The sequence below is a fragment of the Comamonas sp. JNW genome, assembly GCF_003105075.1.
GTDB classification, from domain to species: Bacteria; Pseudomonadota; Gammaproteobacteria; order Burkholderiales; family Burkholderiaceae_C; genus Comamonas; species Comamonas squillarum.
In genome coordinates this window covers 142,354-160,604 of record NZ_QETI01000009.1, presented here as the reverse complement: position 1 = coordinate 160,604, position 18,251 = coordinate 142,354, and the positions used below count along the sequence as shown (strand labels likewise).

General features: G+C 65.7%; 16 protein-coding genes, 1 other RNA gene and 1 pseudogene. 9 read left to right on the top strand and 9 right to left on the bottom strand.

From position 1 onward, the window contains the following. Positions 1-122 precede the first annotated feature (122 nt). Positions 123-605: a tripartite tricarboxylate transporter TctB family protein gene (locus DCO45_RS14755; protein ID WP_243419366.1), complete on the top strand. Its 483-nt coding sequence runs from the start codon at positions 123-125 to the stop codon at positions 603-605. Between the two features lie 3 nt (positions 606-608). Continuing rightward, positions 609-2,162, top strand: coding sequence for a tripartite tricarboxylate transporter permease (locus tag DCO45_RS14750; protein WP_116926518.1), 1,554 nt, complete (start codon positions 609-611; stop codon positions 2,160-2,162). 64 nt (positions 2,163-2,226) lie between these two features. Here DCO45_RS14750 and putP read toward each other — a convergent pair whose 3' ends face one another. Both putP and cysK read right to left on the bottom strand, forming a co-directional pair. Beyond that, entirely contained in the window at positions 2,227-3,726 is a 1,500-nt protein-coding gene (gene putP / locus DCO45_RS14745; protein ID WP_116926566.1) for a sodium/proline symporter PutP, read from the bottom strand. 264 nt (positions 3,727-3,990) lie between these two features. Beyond that, positions 3,991-4,908: a cysteine synthase A gene (cysK, locus tag DCO45_RS14740; RefSeq protein WP_116926517.1), complete on the bottom strand. Its 918-nt coding sequence runs from the start codon at positions 4,906-4,908 to the stop codon at positions 3,991-3,993. 110 nt (positions 4,909-5,018) lie between these two features. Between cysK and DCO45_RS14735 the strand changes: the two genes are divergently transcribed. Next, positions 5,019-5,300: a hypothetical protein gene (locus DCO45_RS14735; protein WP_232539446.1), complete on the top strand. Its 282-nt coding sequence runs from the start codon at positions 5,019-5,021 to the stop codon at positions 5,298-5,300. A 4-nt stretch (positions 5,301-5,304) separates the two neighbouring features. Here DCO45_RS14735 and DCO45_RS14730 read toward each other — a convergent pair whose 3' ends face one another. Next, positions 5,305-6,207: a DMT family transporter gene (locus tag DCO45_RS14730; protein WP_116926516.1), complete on the bottom strand. Its 903-nt coding sequence runs from the start codon at positions 6,205-6,207 to the stop codon at positions 5,305-5,307. A gap of 127 nt (positions 6,208-6,334) precedes the next feature. On the opposite strand from DCO45_RS14730, the gene DCO45_RS14725 reads away from it, so the two are divergent. Continuing rightward, positions 6,335-7,132, top strand: a complete 798-nt coding sequence (locus tag DCO45_RS14725) for a helix-turn-helix transcriptional regulator (RefSeq protein ID WP_116926564.1) — start codon at positions 6,335-6,337, stop codon at positions 7,130-7,132. A gap of 91 nt (positions 7,133-7,223) precedes the next feature. Next, an RNA gene (rnpB, locus tag DCO45_RS14720) (RNase P RNA component class A) lies at positions 7,224-7,563 on the top strand. Positions 7,564-7,631: 68 nt separating this feature from the next. On the opposite strand, the gene DCO45_RS14715 is transcribed toward rnpB, so the two are convergent. The 3 genes from DCO45_RS14715 to dapF all read right to left on the bottom strand — a co-directional run bounded on the left by DCO45_RS14715 (position 7,632) and on the right by dapF (position 10,194). Further along, on the bottom strand, positions 7,632-8,561 hold the full coding sequence (locus tag DCO45_RS14715; RefSeq protein ID WP_116926515.1) for a tyrosine recombinase XerC: 930 nt from the start codon (positions 8,559-8,561) through the stop codon (positions 7,632-7,634). 5 nt (positions 8,562-8,566) lie between these two features. After that, on the bottom strand, positions 8,567-9,256 hold the full coding sequence (locus tag DCO45_RS14710) for a DUF484 family protein (RefSeq protein WP_116926514.1): 690 nt from the start codon (positions 9,254-9,256) through the stop codon (positions 8,567-8,569). A 65-nt stretch (positions 9,257-9,321) separates the two neighbouring features. After that, a complete protein-coding gene (gene dapF, locus DCO45_RS14705; protein WP_116926513.1) occupies positions 9,322-10,194 on the bottom strand; it encodes a diaminopimelate epimerase in 873 nt (290 codons plus the stop codon). A gap of 174 nt (positions 10,195-10,368) precedes the next feature. Between dapF and DCO45_RS14700 the strand changes: the two genes are divergently transcribed. After that, the gene (locus DCO45_RS14700; RefSeq protein WP_116926512.1) at positions 10,369-12,066 is read left to right on the top strand and encodes an MBL fold metallo-hydrolase; all 1,698 of its coding nucleotides are present in this window, start codon (positions 10,369-10,371) and stop codon (positions 12,064-12,066) included. 342 nt (positions 12,067-12,408) lie between these two features. On the opposite strand, the gene pssA is transcribed toward DCO45_RS14700, so the two are convergent. Next, the gene (pssA, locus tag DCO45_RS14695) at positions 12,409-13,032 is read right to left on the bottom strand and encodes a CDP-diacylglycerol--serine O-phosphatidyltransferase (protein WP_027011044.1); all 624 of its coding nucleotides are present in this window, start codon (positions 13,030-13,032) and stop codon (positions 12,409-12,411) included. 210 nt (positions 13,033-13,242) lie between these two features. Between pssA and DCO45_RS14690 the strand changes: the two genes are divergently transcribed. The 3 genes from DCO45_RS14690 to DCO45_RS14680 are packed head-to-tail and all read left to right on the top strand — an operon-like array spanning position 13,243 to position 16,606. Continuing rightward, entirely contained in the window at positions 13,243-14,625 is a 1,383-nt protein-coding gene (locus tag DCO45_RS14690) for an aminotransferase class III-fold pyridoxal phosphate-dependent enzyme (RefSeq protein ID WP_116926511.1), read from the top strand. Next, on the top strand, positions 14,622-15,689 hold the full coding sequence (locus DCO45_RS14685) for a GNAT family N-acetyltransferase (RefSeq protein WP_243419365.1): 1,068 nt from the start codon (positions 14,622-14,624) through the stop codon (positions 15,687-15,689). The genes DCO45_RS14690 and DCO45_RS14685 overlap by 4 nt, the downstream gene beginning before the upstream one ends. Continuing rightward, positions 15,686-16,606 (top strand): hypothetical protein, encoded by a 921-nt coding sequence (locus DCO45_RS14680; protein WP_243419364.1) that lies wholly within the window; start codon positions 15,686-15,688, stop codon positions 16,604-16,606. The genes DCO45_RS14685 and DCO45_RS14680 overlap by 4 nt, the downstream gene beginning before the upstream one ends. Here the strand turns inward: DCO45_RS14680 and DCO45_RS14675 are convergent. Next, entirely contained in the window at positions 16,530-17,774 is a 1,245-nt protein-coding gene (locus tag DCO45_RS14675; RefSeq protein ID WP_116926509.1) for a DegT/DnrJ/EryC1/StrS family aminotransferase, read from the bottom strand. The two genes, DCO45_RS14680 and DCO45_RS14675, sit on opposite strands and share 77 nt — an antisense overlap. A 142-nt stretch (positions 17,775-17,916) precedes the next feature. Continuing rightward, positions 17,917-18,216: pseudogene (locus DCO45_RS14670) on the bottom strand (EamA family transporter); the annotation flags it as partial. Between the last annotated feature and the right edge of the window lie 35 nt (positions 18,217-18,251).

The window sequence follows — 18,251 nt, the reverse complement described above, 5'->3', positions numbered from 1 at the left end:
GTTTGGCAGCTTCGTTTTCTAGACTTTCCGCGCAAGTTGTAAGAAAAGGAGACGAACATGGGTCAACACAGGTCCACCCTTGCGGGTGTGCAGGGGCGCCGGGCGCCCGCCAAGGAGCGGCCATGAGCGCCGGCGGCAAGAACTACAACAAGGATTACTACGGCGGCGCGCTGATGATCCTGCTCGGTGGCAGCGCGGCCTATGCGGCGCAAAGCTACAACATTGGCTCGCTGGCCCACATGGGGCCGGGCTACTTCCCGTTTGCGGTCGGCATTTTGCTGGCGCTCACGGGCGTGCTGATCGCGCTGAACGCCAAGAAAACAGGCCCCGGCGACGAGGCGGCGCTGGTGGGACACAAGCATGAGATTCCCGATTTCCGGGGCGCTGCTTGCATCATCCTGGGCACCATTGCCTTTTACTTCTGTGGCGAATACCTGGGCCTGCTGCCCGCGACCTTTGCCATCGTGTTTATCTGCGCTTTGGGTGACCGCAGCAACAGCGTGATGGCCTGCTTCGTGCTGGCCATGTCGATGATGATCGTCGCCGTGGTGATTTTCTGGTGGGCGCTGCAGGTGCAGATGCCGCTGGTCAGGTGGGGGATGTAAGCCATGGGACAAGCATTGCAAGACCTCTGGTACGGCTTTGGCATCGCCTTCCAGGGCCATAACCTGATGTGGTCGTTTTTCGGCGTGCTGGTGGGCAACCTGATCGGCGTATTGCCGGGCATGGGCGCGCTGTCGGCGATCTCCATTCTGCTGCCACTGACCTACACCATGCATCCGGTGCCTGCGATCCTGATGCTGGCCGGTATCTTCTACGGCTCCCAGTACGGCGGCGCCATCGGCGCAATCTTGCTGAACCTGCCATCGCACCCGCCCCATGCAGTGACCTGCCTGGACGGCTACCCGATGACCAAGAAGGGCAAGGGCGGAACGGCGCTGGGGATCACGATGATCTGCTCGTTCTTTGCGGCCTCGGTTGGCATCATCGTGATGATCTTCGCCTCGCCACTGCTGACCACGATCGCGTTCAAGTTTGGCCCGGCCGAGCTGTTCTCCATCATGCTGCTGGGCCTGCTGGCGGGCTCGACCATGTCGCGCGGCTCGCCGCTCAAGGGCGTGGCGATGACCTTGTTCGGCCTGCTCTGCGGCATCGTTGGCACCGACGTGAACAGCGGCACCTTCCGCTTTGCGTTCGACATCCCGGACCTGAGCGATGGCCTGGAGATGGTGGCGGTGGCGATGGGCTTGTTCGGTATTGCCGACTTCCTGCTCAACGTCAACAAGATGAAGGCGATCACCAGCAACACCAAGATGCGCATCCGTGACATGCGCCCTTCGATGGCTGAGCTCAAGGAAGCCTTCTGGCCGATGGTGCGCGGCACCGCGGTGGGCACCTTGTTTGGCGCCATGCCCGGCACGGGCCCGACCATCACCACCTTCATCGCCTATGCGCTGGAGCAAAAGGTGGCCAAGGACCCGAGCCGTTTTGGTACCGGCATGATCGCTGGCGTGGCAGCCCCCGAGGCCTCCGCGCACTCGAAGACCCAGGTGGACTTCATCCCGACCATGAGCCTGGGCATTCCCGGTGATGCGGTGATGGCGCTGCTGCTGGGCGCGCTGCTGATCCAGGGCATTCAGCCCGGTCCTCAGCTGATCACCGAGCATCCGGACATTTTCTGGGGCCTGATCGCCAGCTTCTGGATCGGTAATGTGATCTTGATGATTCTGAACGTGCCGCTGATCGGCGTCTGGGTCAAGATGCTGGCCGTGCCGTACAAGTACCTGTTCCCTTCGGCGATGTTCTTCATTGCAGTGGGTGTGTTCACCACGCAAAACAGCCTGTTCCATATCTGGGAGGTGCTGGCCTTCGGCATCATCGGCGCCGTCTTGATGGTGCTGGACTTCTCTGTCGCCCCCATCATGCTGGGCTTTGTGCTGGGGCCGATGATGGAAGAGAACTTCCGCCGTGCGCTTCTGCTGTCCCGTGGCGACATGATGGTCTTCATGCAGCGCCCCATCAGCGCGACCTTTGTCTGCATCAGCCTGTTCCTGCTCGCTGCCGTGACCTGGTCGGCCTGGCGCAAGCGCTCGGGCGTGAGTAAGGTGGCCCAGGCCATCGCGCAGGAGACCTCGGACGCTGGCGTGGTGGTGGCCAAGTAAGGCTCGCTGCCCAAGCAAAAGCCGCTCCTTGGAGCGGCCTTTGCTTTGGGGGACTACGAGGCGATCAGCGCTGCAGTTGGGAGAACTCGCGCTCTACATCGGCATGGGCCTGCTGCATGGTGGTCGAAGGCGGCGGGCCCATGCGGCTCACGACCACAGCGGCGATCCAGGCGAAGGCAAAACCGGGGATGATCTCGTACAGGCCCAGCCAGCCAAACTGCTTCCAGACCAGCACGGTGACGGCCCCGACGATGATGCCGGCCAGTGCGCCGCCACGCGTCATGCGGCTCCAGAACAAGGACAGGATGATGACCGGGCCAAAGGCTGCACCAAAACCCGCCCAGGCGTAGCTCACCATGCCCAGCACCTTGGCCTCGGGGTTGCTCGCAATGGCAATGGCAATCAGCGCTACCAGCAGCACCATCGCGCGGCCCACCCAGACCAGCTCGGTCTGGCTCGCCTGCTTGCGCACAAAGACGCGGTAGATGTCTTCGGTCAGCGCGCTGGAGCAGACCAGCAGCTGGCAGGACAAGGTGCTCATCACCGCAGCCAGGATGGCGGCCAGCAAGGCGCCGGCAATCCAGGGGTTGAACAGCTGCTTGGTGATCTCCATGAATACGGTCTCGGCATTGGCGTTCACCGCGGCAGCGCCTTCCGGGTGGGCGGCGAAATACGGAATGCCGATAAAGCCCACCGCCACGGCACCGCCCAGGCACAGCACCATCCAGGCCATGCTGATGCGGCGTGCGGCCGGAATGGTCTGCACCGATGAGGCGGCCATGAAGCGCACCAGGATATGCGGCTGGCCAAAGTAGCCCAGGCCCCAGGCCAGCAGCGAGGCGATGCCCGCTACGCTGGCGCCGCGCAGCAGATCGAACTTTTCTGCCGCGACGATGGCATGCAGGTCCTGGCCGGGCTGCAGCTGGCCCTGCACGGCCAGCCAGGCAATCACCGGTGCCAGCAGCAGCGCGGTGATCATCAGCGAGGCCTGGATGGTGTCGGTCCAGCTCACGGCCAGAAAGCCGCCAATCAGCACATAGGCGATGGTGCAAGCTGCGCCCACCCACAGCGCTGTGGTGTAGGGCATGCCGAACATGTTCTCGAACAGGCGCGCGCCTGCAACGACGCCCGATGCGCAGTACAGCGTGAAGAACACCAGGATGACCAGCGCGGTAACGATGCGCAGCACGTTGCTGCGGTCCTCAAAGCGGTTGGCCAGGTAGTCGGGCAAGGTCAGCGCATTGCCGGCACGCTCGGTGTAGAGGCGCAGGCGGCCAGCTACAAAGAACCAGTTGAGGTAGGCGCCGAAGACCAGCCCGATCGCAATCCAGGACTCGGACAGGCCGGTGGCGTAGATGGCCCCGGGCAGGCCCATCAGCAGCCAGCCGCTCATGTCCGAGGCCCCGGCCGAGAGTGCAGTCACAAAACTGCCCAGGCTGCGGCCGCCCAGGATGTAGTCGGACAGGTTCTTCGTGCCTAGGTAGCCGAGCCAGCCGATGGCGAGCATGGCCACCAGGTAGATGGCGAACATGATCGCCGTGGGATCGTTCCAGGAAAATTGCATCACTGAGCCTCCTTGGTGTTGTGGTATTTCGGGGTGGAAGAGCGGGTGCGTAGCCTTGGCCAGGGGCCGGGTATGAACCCATCGGAATGGCGGCAGAAGAGAGCCGGCAAAGACCCGGGGTGAAAAACGCGCCCGGCCTGCAATATGGCACGGCTGCTCCCCGAAATTAACCAGCCTTATCTATTTTGATGTGACGATAGGTAATAAAAAAGCCCCTGGCCAGGAGGCCAGGGGCAGCAGTGGGCGGAGCGCCGTGGGCGGTGATCAGGCCGGCAGAAAGCCTTCCACCGACAGGTAGCGCTCGCCGGTGTCATAGGCAAAGCCCAGCACTTTGGCGTTGGGGGGCAGATCGGGCAGCTTTTGTGCAATGGCGGCCAGCGTGGCACCCGACGAGATGCCGACCAGCAGGCCTTCTTCGCGGGCCGCGCGGCGCGCGTATTCACGGGCGGGCTCGGCATCGACCTGGATCACGCCGTCGAGCACGCTGCTGTCCAGGTTGCGCGGGATAAAGCCGGCGCCAATGCCCTGGATCGGGTGGGGGGCTGGTTGGCCGCCCGAAATGACGGGCGATGCGGTGGGCTCGACGGCATAGACCTTGAGCTGCGGGAACTTGGCCTTGAGCACATGGGCCACGCCCGACAAATGGCCACCAGTGCCGACACCGGTGATCAGCACATCGATGCCATCGGGGAAATCGGCCAGCAGCTCTTGGGCGGTGGTGCGCTCATGCACGGCCGTGTTGGCCGGGTTTTCGAACTGCTGCGGAATCCATGAGCCTGGGGTTTGGGCGGCCAGCTCTTCGGCGCGGGCGATCGCGCCCTTCATGCCTTTTTCCTTGGGGGTCAGGTCAAAGCTGGCGCCATAGGCCAGCATCAGGCGGCGGCGCTCGATGGACATGCTCTCGGGCATCACCAGGATGAGCTTGTAGCCCTTGACGGCGGCGACGAGCGCCAGGCCCACGCCGGTGTTGCCGCTGGTGGGCTCGATGATGGTGCCGCCGGGCTTGAGCGCGCCGGTCTTTTCGGCATCTTCGATCATCGCCAGCGCGATGCGGTCCTTGATGGAGCCGCCGGGATTGCTGCGCTCGGACTTGATCCAGACCTGGGCGCCAGCGCCGAACAAGCGGTTGATATGGACCACCGGCGTATTGCCAATGGTGTGCAGAATATTCTCAACTTTCATGGTGCCTCCAGCGGATCAGGATGAACAAGGGGGTGGAAATAGCTGAACCATTGTGACGCAGTTGATCATTCCGGCTGGAATATCAATATGTCCAAGATGTTCTTAACGACATGGGACTACAGACACCCGCCCACCGGTCTTTCCTTGATGGCTGTCAATACCGCCAGCAGCCCATCGACCGAAGATGGGCACTGAACATCATCGCCGTGCAAGGAGGCCGTTTGCTGAGTTTCAACACCACCCTGGTTCTGCTGGGCGTCTGCTGCGTCAGCCTGCTGCTGGGCTTTTCCTGGCGCGACAAGGTCTGGGCGCCCTGGCTGATGCTGGTATCGGTCTGTGGCCTGCTGGCGCTGATGGCCAGGATCATCTACGACCTTTTGTCGATGGGCTGAAAGGTCAGACCACGCTGCTGGCCGCGTCCCTGGCGCGGCGCAGTGGCGTTTTCCACAACTCGGCCAGCAGCACGCCCAAAATGGTCGTCGCCCCGCCGATCCACAGGTAGCTGTGCAACTGCTCCTTGGCCCAGGCCGAGGCGATCAGCGCCGTCAGCAGCGGGGTCAGGTTGAAGAACATGATCGAGCGGCTGGGCCCGAGCTTGGCGACAGCGGTCATCCACATCCAGGTGGCCACAATCGAGGCCATGGTGCCGGCATACGCGACCAGGTACCAGTTGTCCGCATTGAGTCCGACCTTGGGCGAGGCCAGGTAGAACGGCAGTTGGGCGAACATGGCCACCACCATCTGCAGGTACAGCAGCTGCCAGCTGGGCACGCGCGGCATGGCCCAGCGCTTGAGCAGGATGTTGTAGGCCGCATAGGCCAGGCAGGCCAGCAGCATCAGCAGATCGCCGCGGTTGATGCCGTGGTCCAGCAGCGATGCGGGATGCCCTTCGCTGATCACCAGCACCACGCCGGCAAAGGCCAGGACCGAGCCGATGGCGCCGCCGGCCGTCAGCACCTGGCCGAGCAGGCCCACACAGATGCCCAGCACCACCAGCGGCGACAGGGTCAGGATGATGCCCATGTGCGTGGCCGTGGTGTAGGCAGCGGCAAAGTAGGCGCAGCTTTGGTAGACCACCATGCCCAGCACGCCCAGCACCAGGATCTGGCCGGCATGGCCCCGGATGGCCTCGCGGTTGCGCCAGACCGCCGGCAGCAGCACGGGGGTGACCAGCAGCACCGCCAGCACCCAGCGCAAAAAGCCGATTTCAATGGGGGCGATGGCGCCAGCGGCTTGTTTGCTGACGACGGTGTTGCCCGACCAGATCAGGACCGCGAGCAGCGGATACAGGTATTGCATGGGAGTGGAACTTAAAACGTCTGGCTGCTATCATCGCTGTGGCAGGTTTAAAGCCTATAGCTGTAATCAGACATTTGATGCACCAAGCCAGACATGTTGCGCTGGCCGGATGCTGCAAGGAGCCACGATGGCGACAGGCCAGGCACTGAAGATCTACGACGTGGACCAGGAGACCGCACCCTATCTGGTGCGCTACGACGAGTTTGCCGCCGGCAGTTTTGCCGATGCGCACCGCCACCGGCTGGGCCATCTGAACTACACCTCGCATGGCACGATGACCATCGTCACCCAGGGCCGGCAGCTGGTGGCGCCGCCGCAGTACGGCATCTGGATACCGCCGGCCGTCGAGCACAACTGCTATGTGCCGCAGGCTGCCGTCTACCGCTCGTTTTATGTGCAGCCAGCGCTGTGCACGGGCCTGCCCCAGCAGGCCTGCATCCTGCGCATCAGCGCCATCGTGCGCAGCATCCTGGCCGATCTGGCCCAGCGCGACATACGCCGGCCCGCGGCGCCCGAGGACCTGCGCCTGGCCGAAGTGATGGTGGACCAGCTGCGGCTGGCGCCCTCAGAGCACAGTTTTTTGCCCGCCGCCCAGACCCGGGCGCTCGTCAGCGTGCTCGATGCCCTCAAGGCCGAGCCCGGCAGCCGCCGCACGATGGCCGAGTGGGCGGCCTCGGTGCATATGACCGAGCGCACCTTGGCGCGCCACTGCCACCAGGAGCTGGGCATGGGCCTGGCCGAATGGCGCCAGCGCCTGCGCCACCTTTGCGCGGTGGATGCGCTGGGCCAGGGCCGGACGGTGCAGGAGATTGCCTTTGACCTTGGCTACAGCACGGCCTCGGCCTTTATCGCGATGTTCCAGCGCGCAGCGGGCATGCCGCCCGAGCAGTTCCGGCGTGAGTTCAGCAGCGCGGTGGCGGAGTAGGGCGGCAACACTGCGTTTACCCCGGCGGCGGCCTGCAGTTTTTGCGCGGCTCGCGCGGGCGGGCGCCATTCGGTGGAATAATCACGCCTGTGAAGCCTGCCAGACCGCCGCTGGTGCTAGTGCCGAAAGGCCGCACTGGAGGAACGTCCGGACTGCACAGGACAGCGTAGCAGCTAACGGCTGCCCACCGTGAGGTGAGGATCAGAGCAACAGAGACGAGTCCGGGGGGCGTACCGCAAGGTAAACCACCCGGGGTGAAACGGGCAATCTCTACGCGCAGCAATACCAAGTAGGCCAGCGTTGATGTGGTTCCGCAGAGTTGGCGGGTAGGTAGCGTCGAGCCGTGGTGGCGACACCCGGCCCAGAGTAATGGCGGTCACGCCTGGGGCAACCCAGGTGCACAGAATCCGGCTTATCGGCAGACTTCACACTTTGATCTTGAATAAAACGGCCACCGATGTAGATCGGTGGCCGTTTTGTCTTTTTGAGCTCGGCGGACTCAGTCCTTTTTACGGGCGCGCGGATGGGCCTGGTCGTAGACCTGGGCCAAGTGCTGAAAATCCAGCCGGGTATAAACCTGGGTGGTGGTGATGCTGGCGTGGCCCAGCAGCTCCTGGACGGCGCGCAAATCCTGGCTGGACTGCAGCACATGGCTGGCAAAGGAGTGGCGCAGCATATGCGGGTGCACGGGGGTGGTCATGCCGGCAACCAGGCTGCGCTCGCGCAGGCGCTGCCAGACGCTGGCGGCCGAGAGGCGGGCGCCGCGCACGCCGATGAACAGCGCCGCATCGCAGGGCGCCACCTGGTCGCGCACGGCCAGCCAAGCCTGCAGCGCGGCCAGCGCGGCCTTGCCCACCGGCACCACGCGGCGCTTGCTGCCCTTGCCCAGCACATGGGCCTCGGCTGCGTCCCTATCGATCCAGCCCAGCGCCTGCACGCTGGCGGCGGTATCCAGGCCCACCAGCTCGCCCACACGCAGGCCGCTGCCATAGAGCAGCTCGACCATCGCGCTGTCGCGCGCCTGCACCCAGGGGTCGCCCTGGGCCTGGCTGGTTTCGGCAAAGCGCACCGCATCGTCGACCGACAAGGCCTTGGGCAGTGGCTTGGGGGATTTGGGGGCGCGCACATCCTGCACCGGGTTGCGCTCGACCAGGCCTTCGCGGCCGGCCCAGGTAAAAAAGCCGCGCCAGCCGCTCAAGATCAGCGCAATGCCCCGGCCGCTGCGGCCAGCCGCATGCATCTGCGCGACAAAGCGGCGGATGTGCTGGGGGCCGAGCTGCAGCACCTCGGTATGGGCTTCGGCCGCCATGGCCGACAGGCGCTGCAAATCCAGCGTGTAGAGCGTGTGGGTGCGTGGCGCCAGCCGCTTTTGCACGCGCACATGCTCCAGGTACTGGAGCATGGGGGCGCTGAGCGCGGCGGTGTCCATGGGAACTAGCGCAGGCGGCAGAGCACGCTGGCGGCAATCTCGCCAATGCGCTCGAGCAGGTCGGTGTCCATGTCGGCCTGGAAGCGGGCCGGATCGGGCGAGCCCAGTACCAGCAGGCCCCAGGCAGGCGTGTCGCCCAGGATGGCGCCATCGCGCAGCGGCAGCAGCACCACCGACTGCACCTGGGCGCTGTCGGGCAGCCAGCCGGCCGGCTCGACGCCAACATTGGGGCCGCAGTAGGGGGTGGACAGCGAGCTGGCAAAGCTGCGGGCATCGGCGCTCACGCCCTGGGCAAAGGGCTCGTTCAGGTAGGTCTCGGCCACATCCCACAGACGCAGCGCCACCTGGGGCACCTCGAAGTGCTGCATCAAGCTCTCGGCAATCACCTCGGGCAGCTGCAGCGGGTTGCGGGTCTTGACCACATCGCAGGTCCAGTGGTGGATGCGGTCGATGGTGTGGTGGTTCTGGCTGCCGTTGCGCATCATGTCCATGATGCGGTGCTCCAGGCCCTTGATCTTGTCGCGCAGCATCTCGGCCTGGCGCTCCTGCAGGCTGACGGTGCGGTTGCCGTAGGGGCTGACCATGTGCACGCCGGTCAGTACCTGGGCCTGGCGCTCGAAGAAATCCGGTGTCTGCACCAGGAACTCGGCGATGTCTTCTTCGGTAATGGGGGGAACCTGGTTGTTTGCGCTCATCGGTCTCTCTCGTATCGGCTGTTCGCCGTCTCCTCGTTCGGTCACCGCAGTATGCCGCGCTAAGACTAGTCCGGAATGCTGATCTCACCTTCGAACACCGTCGTGGCCGGGCCGGTCATCATCACCGGGTCGGCGGCCTGGCCGCTCCAGGCAATGGTCAGCAGGCCGCCCCGGGTCTGCACATCCACCGGGCTTTGCAGCAGGCCCAGCTCAATGCCGGCCACCACCGCCGCGCAGGCGCCGGTGCCGCAGGCCAGGGTCTCGCCGGTGCCGCGCTCGAACACCCGCAGCCGCACCTGATGCGCCGTTTGCACCTGCAAAAAGCCGACATTCACGCGCTCGGGAAAGCGCGGGTGGGATTCCAGTACCGGGCCTTGGGATTCGACCGGCGCGGTATCCACATCGTCGACCAGCATCACCGCATGCGGGTTGCCCATGGACACGGGCACGATGAACACGGTAGTTGGATCGACCGGCACCTGCAGCGCCAACGGCCATTTCTGCGTGTGGTGCTGGGCCACCGGCGTGAGGCCGCTGGTGTTGAAGGGGACGTCTTCTGGCACCAGGCGTGGCTGGCCCATGTTGACGGTGACGCGGCCATCGGCCATCAACTCGGGGGCGATCACGCCTTTTTGGGTCTGGACCCGGATCGCCTGCTTGTCGGTCAGGCCCTTGTCATACACAAAACGGGCAAAACAGCGCGCGCCATTGCCGCATTGCTCCACCTCGCCGCCATCGGCGTTGTGGATCAGGTATTCGAAATCGATCCCAGGGGCGGGCGAGGGCCGCACCGTCAGGATCTGGTCGGCGCCCACGCCAAAATGGCGGTCGGCCAGAAAGCGGTACTGGTCGGCACGCAGACCCAGCGGGCCGGCGGTCTCGTCGAGCACGACAAAATCATTGCCGGCGCCTTGCATCTTGGTAAAACGGATGTCCATCTGGCTATTATCGCTTTTTGGGCCCGGTCCGATGCGCAACGGGGCAGAGGGCGCAAGAAGCTGTCAACCGTGGCGTGCGCCAAGGTTGCAGATGCGGACAGTCTGGGGCCTGCGCCAGCCCCGCCCGCCCTGCCGGTGACACAGCCCGGCCATGCAAGTGTTGATAATGGCCCCATGACCCGTTCCAGCCAGCTTCTCCATGCCCAACGCGAGCCCGCACCGGCCCGCGCAGCCGCCACGGCCTTGTTCCTGCGCGATGCGCCAGACCCCCAAGGCGGGCCGGGTGCGACGCGGCTGGAGGTGCTGATGTCGCGCCGCTCCGACCAGGCCCGCTTTGCGGCGGGGCACTATGTGTTCCCCGGTGGCGCCGTCGATGCCAGCGATGCCCTGCACCACGACCTGCTGGCGCGCCGCACGGCGCAGACCACCGAGGAGCTGACCTATGCCCAGGCCGCGATCCGCGAGAGCCTGGAGGAGATGGGCGTGCTGCTGGCCCGCCACGCCGATGGCCGCTGGGCCAGCCAGGCCGAGGTGGCGGGCATGGACCGCAGCCAGCCGCTGCTGCCCCAGTGCGCGGCGCTGGGGCTGACCTTGGCGGCCGATATGCTGTGGCCGCTGGCACGATGGACGGCCGCGCAGGAAATACCGATCCGCTTTGATGTGCCCTTCTTCGTGGCACGCATGCCCGAGGGCCAGGAACCGGTCACCGACGACACCGAACAGTTCGAGGCGCTGTGGGTGCACCCCGCGCAGGCCTTGCAGCGCGCAGCCGATGGGCAGATGACGGTGATGTTCCCCACCCGGGTCACCCTGGAGCGCCTGGCCGCCTACCCCACGGTGCAGGCGCTGCTTGATGTGCTGCAGGCGCTGCAGCAGGTGCAGCCGGGCCAATGGCTGTGGCAGTCGATGCCGCGTGGCGCGATGGTCGATGGCGAGGTGCGGCGTTTTATGGAGCATGAGACTGCCTATGGCGAGCTGGCCCTGGTCTGCCCCGATGGCCAGTTGCACCATGCGCTGGGCTGGCAGAGCGCTCAGCCGGTGCCGCTGTTGAAGAACGTGCAGCGCCTGACGGCCGACAACGGCGGCACGATGACCGGCCCGGGCACCAACACCTATCTGGTCGGTGATGCCGAGACCGGCTACATCGTGGTCGACCCCGGCCCCAAGCCGCAGCCGCAGGACGACCCACACCTGGCGCGCATCCTGGCCGCCACCGGGGGCGATATCCGCGCCATCGTCTGCACCCATTCGCATCCCGACCACTCACCGGGCGCGGCGCCGCTGCAGGCGCTGGTGGCCCAGGCAGGGCGCAGCAAACCTGTGATCTGGGGGCTGGCTTCTGCCTGCACTGCAAGGGCCGGCAGCCAGTTCACGCCGGACCAGGCGCTGCAGGACGGCCAGGTGCTGCAGCTGGCACACCCTAGCGACCCGGCGCGCAGCCACAGCCTGCGCGTGCTGCACACGCCAGGCCATGCGGCTAACCATGTCTGCCTGGTGCTGGAAGAAGACGGCCTGCTGTTCAGCGGCGACCATATCCTGAACGGCAGCACGACGGTGGTGGACCCGCCCGACGGCAATATGCGCCTCTACCTGGCATCGCTCGCCAAGCTGGCCAGCGCCTGCGAGCAAGGGCAGATCGGCTTTATCCTGCCGGCCCATGGCTATGTGCTGGCCCAGCCGCTGCAGGTGATTGCCAAGCTGCATGCGCACCGCATGGCGCGCGAAGAGAAGGTGCGCCATGCCATGGCCCAGGCGCCCGATGGCACGCCGGAAGACTGGGTGGCGATCGCCTATGCCGACACGCCCGAGCGGCTGTGGCCGGTGGCCAAGCGCTCACTGCTGGCGCATGTGGAGCATATTCGCGGGATGTGAGGCAGGCTTGGGCCTTGCGCCCAAGTGCATAGAACCCCTCGCGCCGCGACAGTGTCTTTGTGGGAGGAGATGCTAGGGGGGGCGCCCAGCCGCGCAACACCGCAGCAATAGCCCAGCTATTGCGAGGATTTGCAACAATGCAGACCGCCCCTGCCCGGGCGGCCCTAGTCCGGCACCCCTTGCCGGGCGCCCACAAAGCCACTGTCCCTACGGGTTGGAGTGAAATCGGGCGATTTCTGCGCGCTGGCTCTTGCTTGCACCCCGGTGCAAGCTGCGTTCCACCCCTTCGAACTCATCCCGATTGCACTCCAACGCGGCTGCGTAGGGACTTTGAACAGGTTCTTACAGCTTGGGGATCTTGATGCGGCTGATCATCAGCGAGCCCGAGACCGCAAACAGCAGCACCAGCGGGTGCAAGGTGAAGCCGCCGATCAGCAGCTTGCCAAACCACAGATCGGCGCGCACCGCATTCATCGCGGCGGCCAATGCCAGCAAAGCGACCAGCACGATCGAGGTGGGGATGGGGGTGCCTTCAAAGTACTTGACCTTGCCCGATGGCCCCTCTGACAGTGATTCTGCGGTCACGTTGTAGCGGGCCAGGCGCGAGACGCCGCAGGCCACAAAGTAGCCCAGCACAATGCGGTCCCACAGGCCTTGCATGCCGCAGGCATAGGCAATGATGGCTGGCGCCACACCGAACGAGATCACATCGGCGAGCGAATCGAGCTCGCGCCCCATCGCCGACGACTTTTGCCGCCAGCGCGCAATGCGGCCATCAAAGATGTCGAAGACCAGCGCGGCCAGCACCAGGGCGGCGGCAAAGTAGATGTGTCGGCGGTCCGAGGTCTCCAGAAAGGTCATCGCCGAGAACAGCGCGCCCACGCCGCAGACGGCATTGCCCAAGGTGAACCAGTCAGCGAGGTGGAACTCGCGAATCATCGAAAAACGTTTGTGTGGACTATTCATGGATAGGATGTCTGCGGCTCAAATGCACGGGCCGCCTCTGGGGGCGCCCTGGTTGCGACCATGGTACACCCAGTATCGGCCAGCGCCAAACCGGGCGCAGGCCGTGCTCCATCAAGCGGGCAAGATCTCCATCAATCCTACAAACAATGTAGGCGGAGCCACAACATTGCAGGGCCAGACTGGCGGCACTCAAAACTGGAGCCCTGTGCCGTGACTTTCAATACCGAACAACTGCTGGCTGACGAAGCCCAATACTGCTCTTTTGGCGACACCGTTCACTACGTCAACCCCCCCAAGATCTTCAGCGGCTGCGAGGGCAGCTACATGTTTGACCAGGCCGGCACGCCTTACCTGGATTTGCAGATGTGGTACTCGGCCGTCAACTTCGGCTACAAGAACAAGCGCCTGGAAGACAAGATGATCGAGCAGTTGCGCGAGCTGCCCCAGGTGGCCAGCCAGTACCTGCACCCGACCAAGATCGAGCTGGCCAAGTTCATTGCGCAAGATGCCGAGAAAAAATGGGGCATGCCAGGCCGCGTGCACTTCAATGTGGGCGGTGCCCAGGCGATTGAGGATTCGCTCAAGGTCGTGCGCAATGCCACCCATGGCAAAAGCCTGATGTTCGCGTTTGAAGGTGGCTACCATGGCCGCACCCTGGGGGCGTCGAGCATCACCTCCAGCTACCGCTACCGCCGCCGCTTTGGCCACTTCAGCGACCGCGCGCAGTTCATTCCCTTCCCCTACCCCTTCCGCCGCCCCAAGGGCATGACCTCCGAAGAATATGCGGAGTCCATCGTGCAGGAGTTTGCGCGCAAGTTCGAGAACGAATACCACGCCGTCTGGGATCCCAAGACCCAGCAGTGCGAGTACGCGGCCTTCTATGTGGAGCCGATCCAGGGCACCGGCGGCTACGTCGTGCCACCGCCCAATTTCTTCAAGGGCCTCAAGAAGGTGCTCGACGACCATGGCGTGCTGATGGTGGTCGACGAAATCCAGATGGGCTTCTGGCGCACCGGCACGCTGTGGTCGATGGAGAACTTTGGCGTCAAGCCCGATGTGCTGGTGTTTGCCAAGGCGCTGACCAATGGCTTGAACGCGCTGTCGGGCCTGTGGGCCCGTGAAGAGCTGATCAACCCCACGGTGTTCCCGCCAGGCTCGACCCATTCGACCTTTGCCTCCAACCCGCTGGGCACGGCGCTGGGCCTGGAAGTGATGAAGATGACGCACGAGATGGACTTTGGCCGCCAGGTGCGCGAGTCGGGGGCCTATTTCCTCGATGGTCTGCGCCAGCTGCAAAAGCGCCACCCGGAAATCGGCGATGTCGACGGCATGGGCCTGGCGCTGCGCGCCGAGATCTGCACAGCAGACGGCTTTACCCCCAACAAGGCGCTGCTCGACAAGATGGTGGACCTGGGCCTCGAAGGCAAGCTCGAATACCAGGGCCAACGACGCGGCCTGGTGCTGGACGTGGGCGGCTACTACAAGAACGTGATCACCTTCGCGCCATCGCTGATGATCAGCCGCAGCGAGATCGACGAAGCGCTGGTGCTGCTCGACCAGCTGATCAGCCTGGCCAAGCGGTCCTGCGCTTGAGCGAGCCACTGCGCCCTGCGCGCAACCAGTTGGAGCCCTCGGCACTGATCGGGCAGTTTGCCGCGCATCCGCCCGAGGGCTTTGTGGTGCGCTCGGACCGGCCGTTTCCGGCCTTTCGCGCGCCCTTCGATCTGCTGACCACGGCCGACGCGGCCGTCAAGCGCTGGGTGCTACGGCTGCCCGGCGGTGCCTGGCTGGCGCAGCGCTTGCGGCTGCGCACCGATTTTGTCGGCTCGACCCTGAGCGAGTACCTGGTGCTGCCCCCGGAGGTGGCGATGGACAAGCTCGCTGGTGAGCTGCGCCGCCACGCGGGGCGCTGCATGCTGACCGTCGTCAAGGACCTGCCGCAGGACTCGCCGCTGCTGCCCCCGGCCGACAATGCCGATGCCCGCCGGCTGGCCCAGGCGCTCCAGCACCAGGGCTTCATCCTGGTCGAAGGCCAGGCGCTGGCCTATGTCCCTATCGATTTCGAGCGCATCGATGCCTACCTGGCGCGGCTGTCGAAGAACCGGCGCTCCGACCTGCGCCGCAAGCTCAAGAGCCGCAGCCAGCTGCAGATCCGCCGCATTCCCACCGGCCCGGCCTTTGCCGACGAGCAGCTGGTCGATGCCTACTACGCGCTGTTCGAGGCCGTGTATGCACAAAGCACGCTGCATTTCGACAAGCTCACACGCAGCTTTTTTGCCGCGGTGCTGCGCGACGCCAGCAACCAGGGCCTGGTGTTCGAGTACCGCGATGCGCAGGATGGTGCCCTGCTGGGCTGGAACCTGTGCTTTGCCCATGATGGGCGCCTGGTCGACAAATACATCGGCCTGTCCTACCCGCGTGCGCGCCAGACCAACCTGTACTTCGTCAGCTGGATGGTGAACCTGGAATATGCGCTCGAATGCGGCCTGTCACACTATGTGGCCGGCTGGACCGATCCCGAGGTCAAGGCGCAATTGGGCGCCAGCTTCACGTTTACCCAGCATGCGGTCTACATCCGCAACCCGCTGCTTCGGGCCTTGGGGCGGCGGTTTTCCCGGCATTTTGAAAGTGACCGCGCATGGCAGGAGCAGCGATGACCCCCTTGGTGCTCGATGTCGATGGCTCTGTCGGCCCCTTGGCCGGCGAGCTGCGGCTGCCGCTGGGCGACTGGCAGGAGGCGATCCGTTTTGGGTCATCGCTGGGCCGCTACCAGCAGTTCCGCCGCCATGTGCAGGCGCAGCTGCCCGCGCAGCATGGCACGGCCTGGATGGGCAGTGGCGATTTCCACCACCTGTCCTGGCTGCTGATCGAGCACTGCATCGCGCGCCAGGGCTACACAGCGGCGCGCCCGCTGCGCGTGGTGGTGCTGGACAACCACCCCGACAACATGCGCTTTCCCTGGGGCGTGCACTGCGGCTCCTGGGTGCGGCGCATTGCCATGCACCCGGCAGTAGCGCATGTGCATGTGGCGGGCATCACCTCCGCTGACATTGGCGCCGGCCATGCCTGGGAGAACTACCTGGGCCCGCTGCGTGGCGGCAAGCTCAGCTACTGGAGCTGCGGCGTGGACACGGGCTGGGCGCGGCGCCTGGGCCTGTCGGCCTCCTTTCGCGCGTTCCCCAGCCTCGATGCGTTGACCGATGCCTTGACGGCAACCCTGGCGCGCGAGCGCCAAAGCACCTACCTGAGCATCGACAAGGATGTGTTTGCCACCGACGTGGTCACCACCAACTGGGACCAGGGCCAGATGCGCGAGGCGCAGGCGCTGGGCATCATTGCAGCGCTGGAGGGCCAGCTCGTGGGCAGCGATATCACCGGCGATGTGTCTTCGTGGCGCTATGCCACCTGGTGGAAGCGCTGGCTGAGTGCCGGTGATGGGCAGGACACGGCCATGGATGCACAGGCGCTGGCGCAGGCCCAGGCAGGGCAGCATGCGCTCAACCAGCGGCTGCTGGCGGCCTTGTCAGCGTCCGCGTCAGCGCCGCCAGCAGCTGGGCAAACAGCGCATCGCTGAGCCAGGCGCTGTTGCTGATGGCCAGCAGGCGCTGCGCCCAGTCGCGGGCCTGCGGCACCGGGTCGTGCAGGGCCTCGCCCAGCAGGGGCGCGTAGCGCGCGTAGTCGGGCAGCACCTGGCTGAAGGGCAGCGACAGGCCCCAGCCGCTCGCCCAGTGCGCCTGCATCAGCGCATCGCGCTGGGCGGCGCTGGGCAGGCGCAGCAGAATCACCGGCCAGATGCCCTGCGCCTGGGGCGCGGCATCGTCCACCACCTCCAAACCCGGCAGGGCGCGCAGCTGAGTGATGCGCTGCTGCGCCTGCTGCTGGGCCTGCTCCCAGTGCCCACGCAGCCGCACCAGTGCGCGCAGGGCTACGCGCTGGCGCCCGGCGCCCAGGCTGTGCTGCGGGATCTGGCTGTCAAAATCATCGCCGGCCGCCTCCACCCAGTCGCCCCGCGCCAGGCTGCGCCGCAAGGGGGCGCCGTAGACGGCGTCCAGCAGCGCCGGCCGATAGGCTGCGGTGTATCCGAGCAGCGCCAGGCTGCGGCGCAGCTCCCAGGCGAGGTGGGGCCGTATGGATTGCTGGTGCTGCGCGCGCAGCGCTGCCATCAGCACCGGCTCGCGTGCCAGCAGCACGCCGCCTTCATAGGTGCTCAGGCCTTTGCCCACCGCCAGGCTGAACAGCGCGATATCGCCCTGCAAGCCCACGCTGCGGCCGTGCACGCGGGCGCCCAGGGCCTGGGCGGCGTCTTCGATCACATAGGCGCCGCAGGCCTGGGCGCGGGGCAGCAGGCTCGCGACATCGGCCACCCGGCCGCCCAGGTGGGTGGGTACCACGGCCAGGGTGCGGTGGCTGAGCAGCGCGTCGAGCGCGTTGCCATCCAGGTCCAGGCGGTCGGGCGACAGATCACACAGCCGCAGCTGCAGGCCGCACTGCGCCACAGCCATGGCCACCAGCGGGCAGGTGTAGGCGGGCACCACGACTTCGCAGCGCTCGGGGGCCCGCTGCTGCAGGGTTCGCAATGCCAGCATCAGCGCGGAGGTGCCCGAGCACTCCAGCAGCACCTCGTCCACGCCCAGCCAGGTGGCCAGCGCCCGGTCTAGCCGCGGGTCCCCCCAGGGGCGCAGATCGCCCAGCTGCAGTGGCAGGCCGGCGGTGGGCGGTACCGTGATGCGGCGCGCAGTCATCGCTGGGGGCCCTGGCGGTTGCCTGCCATCCGCGGGCGGCCGCGCTGGCGCCTGCCGCGCTGTCCGCCGGGCCCTGTGCCAACTTCTCTGCCGGCTCGGCGGCGCCATGGTCCTGGGCTTCGCTCACCGCCAGGCAGGCAATGCCGGCGATGATGAACGCGCAGCCCAGAATCTGGGGCAGGCCGATGGTCTCCTGGAACAGATAGTGCGACAGCAGCAGCACCGAGATGATCTCCAGGTGCGAGGCGGCAAAAGCCGGGCCGACCGGCGCGCGCCGCAGCAGATGCATCCAGGTGAAGAAGGCGCCGATATAGCCGACCAGCGCGCCATAGATCCAGGGCTGGGCAAACACGCGCCAGAGCCAGGAGGGGCTGAACTCCAGCGGCAGCGCGGCATCGCCCGCCTTCTTGAAGCTCAGCTGGGCCAGCGTGTCAAAGGCCATCAGCACCAGAAAGCCGACCAGGTAGAAGCGCTTCA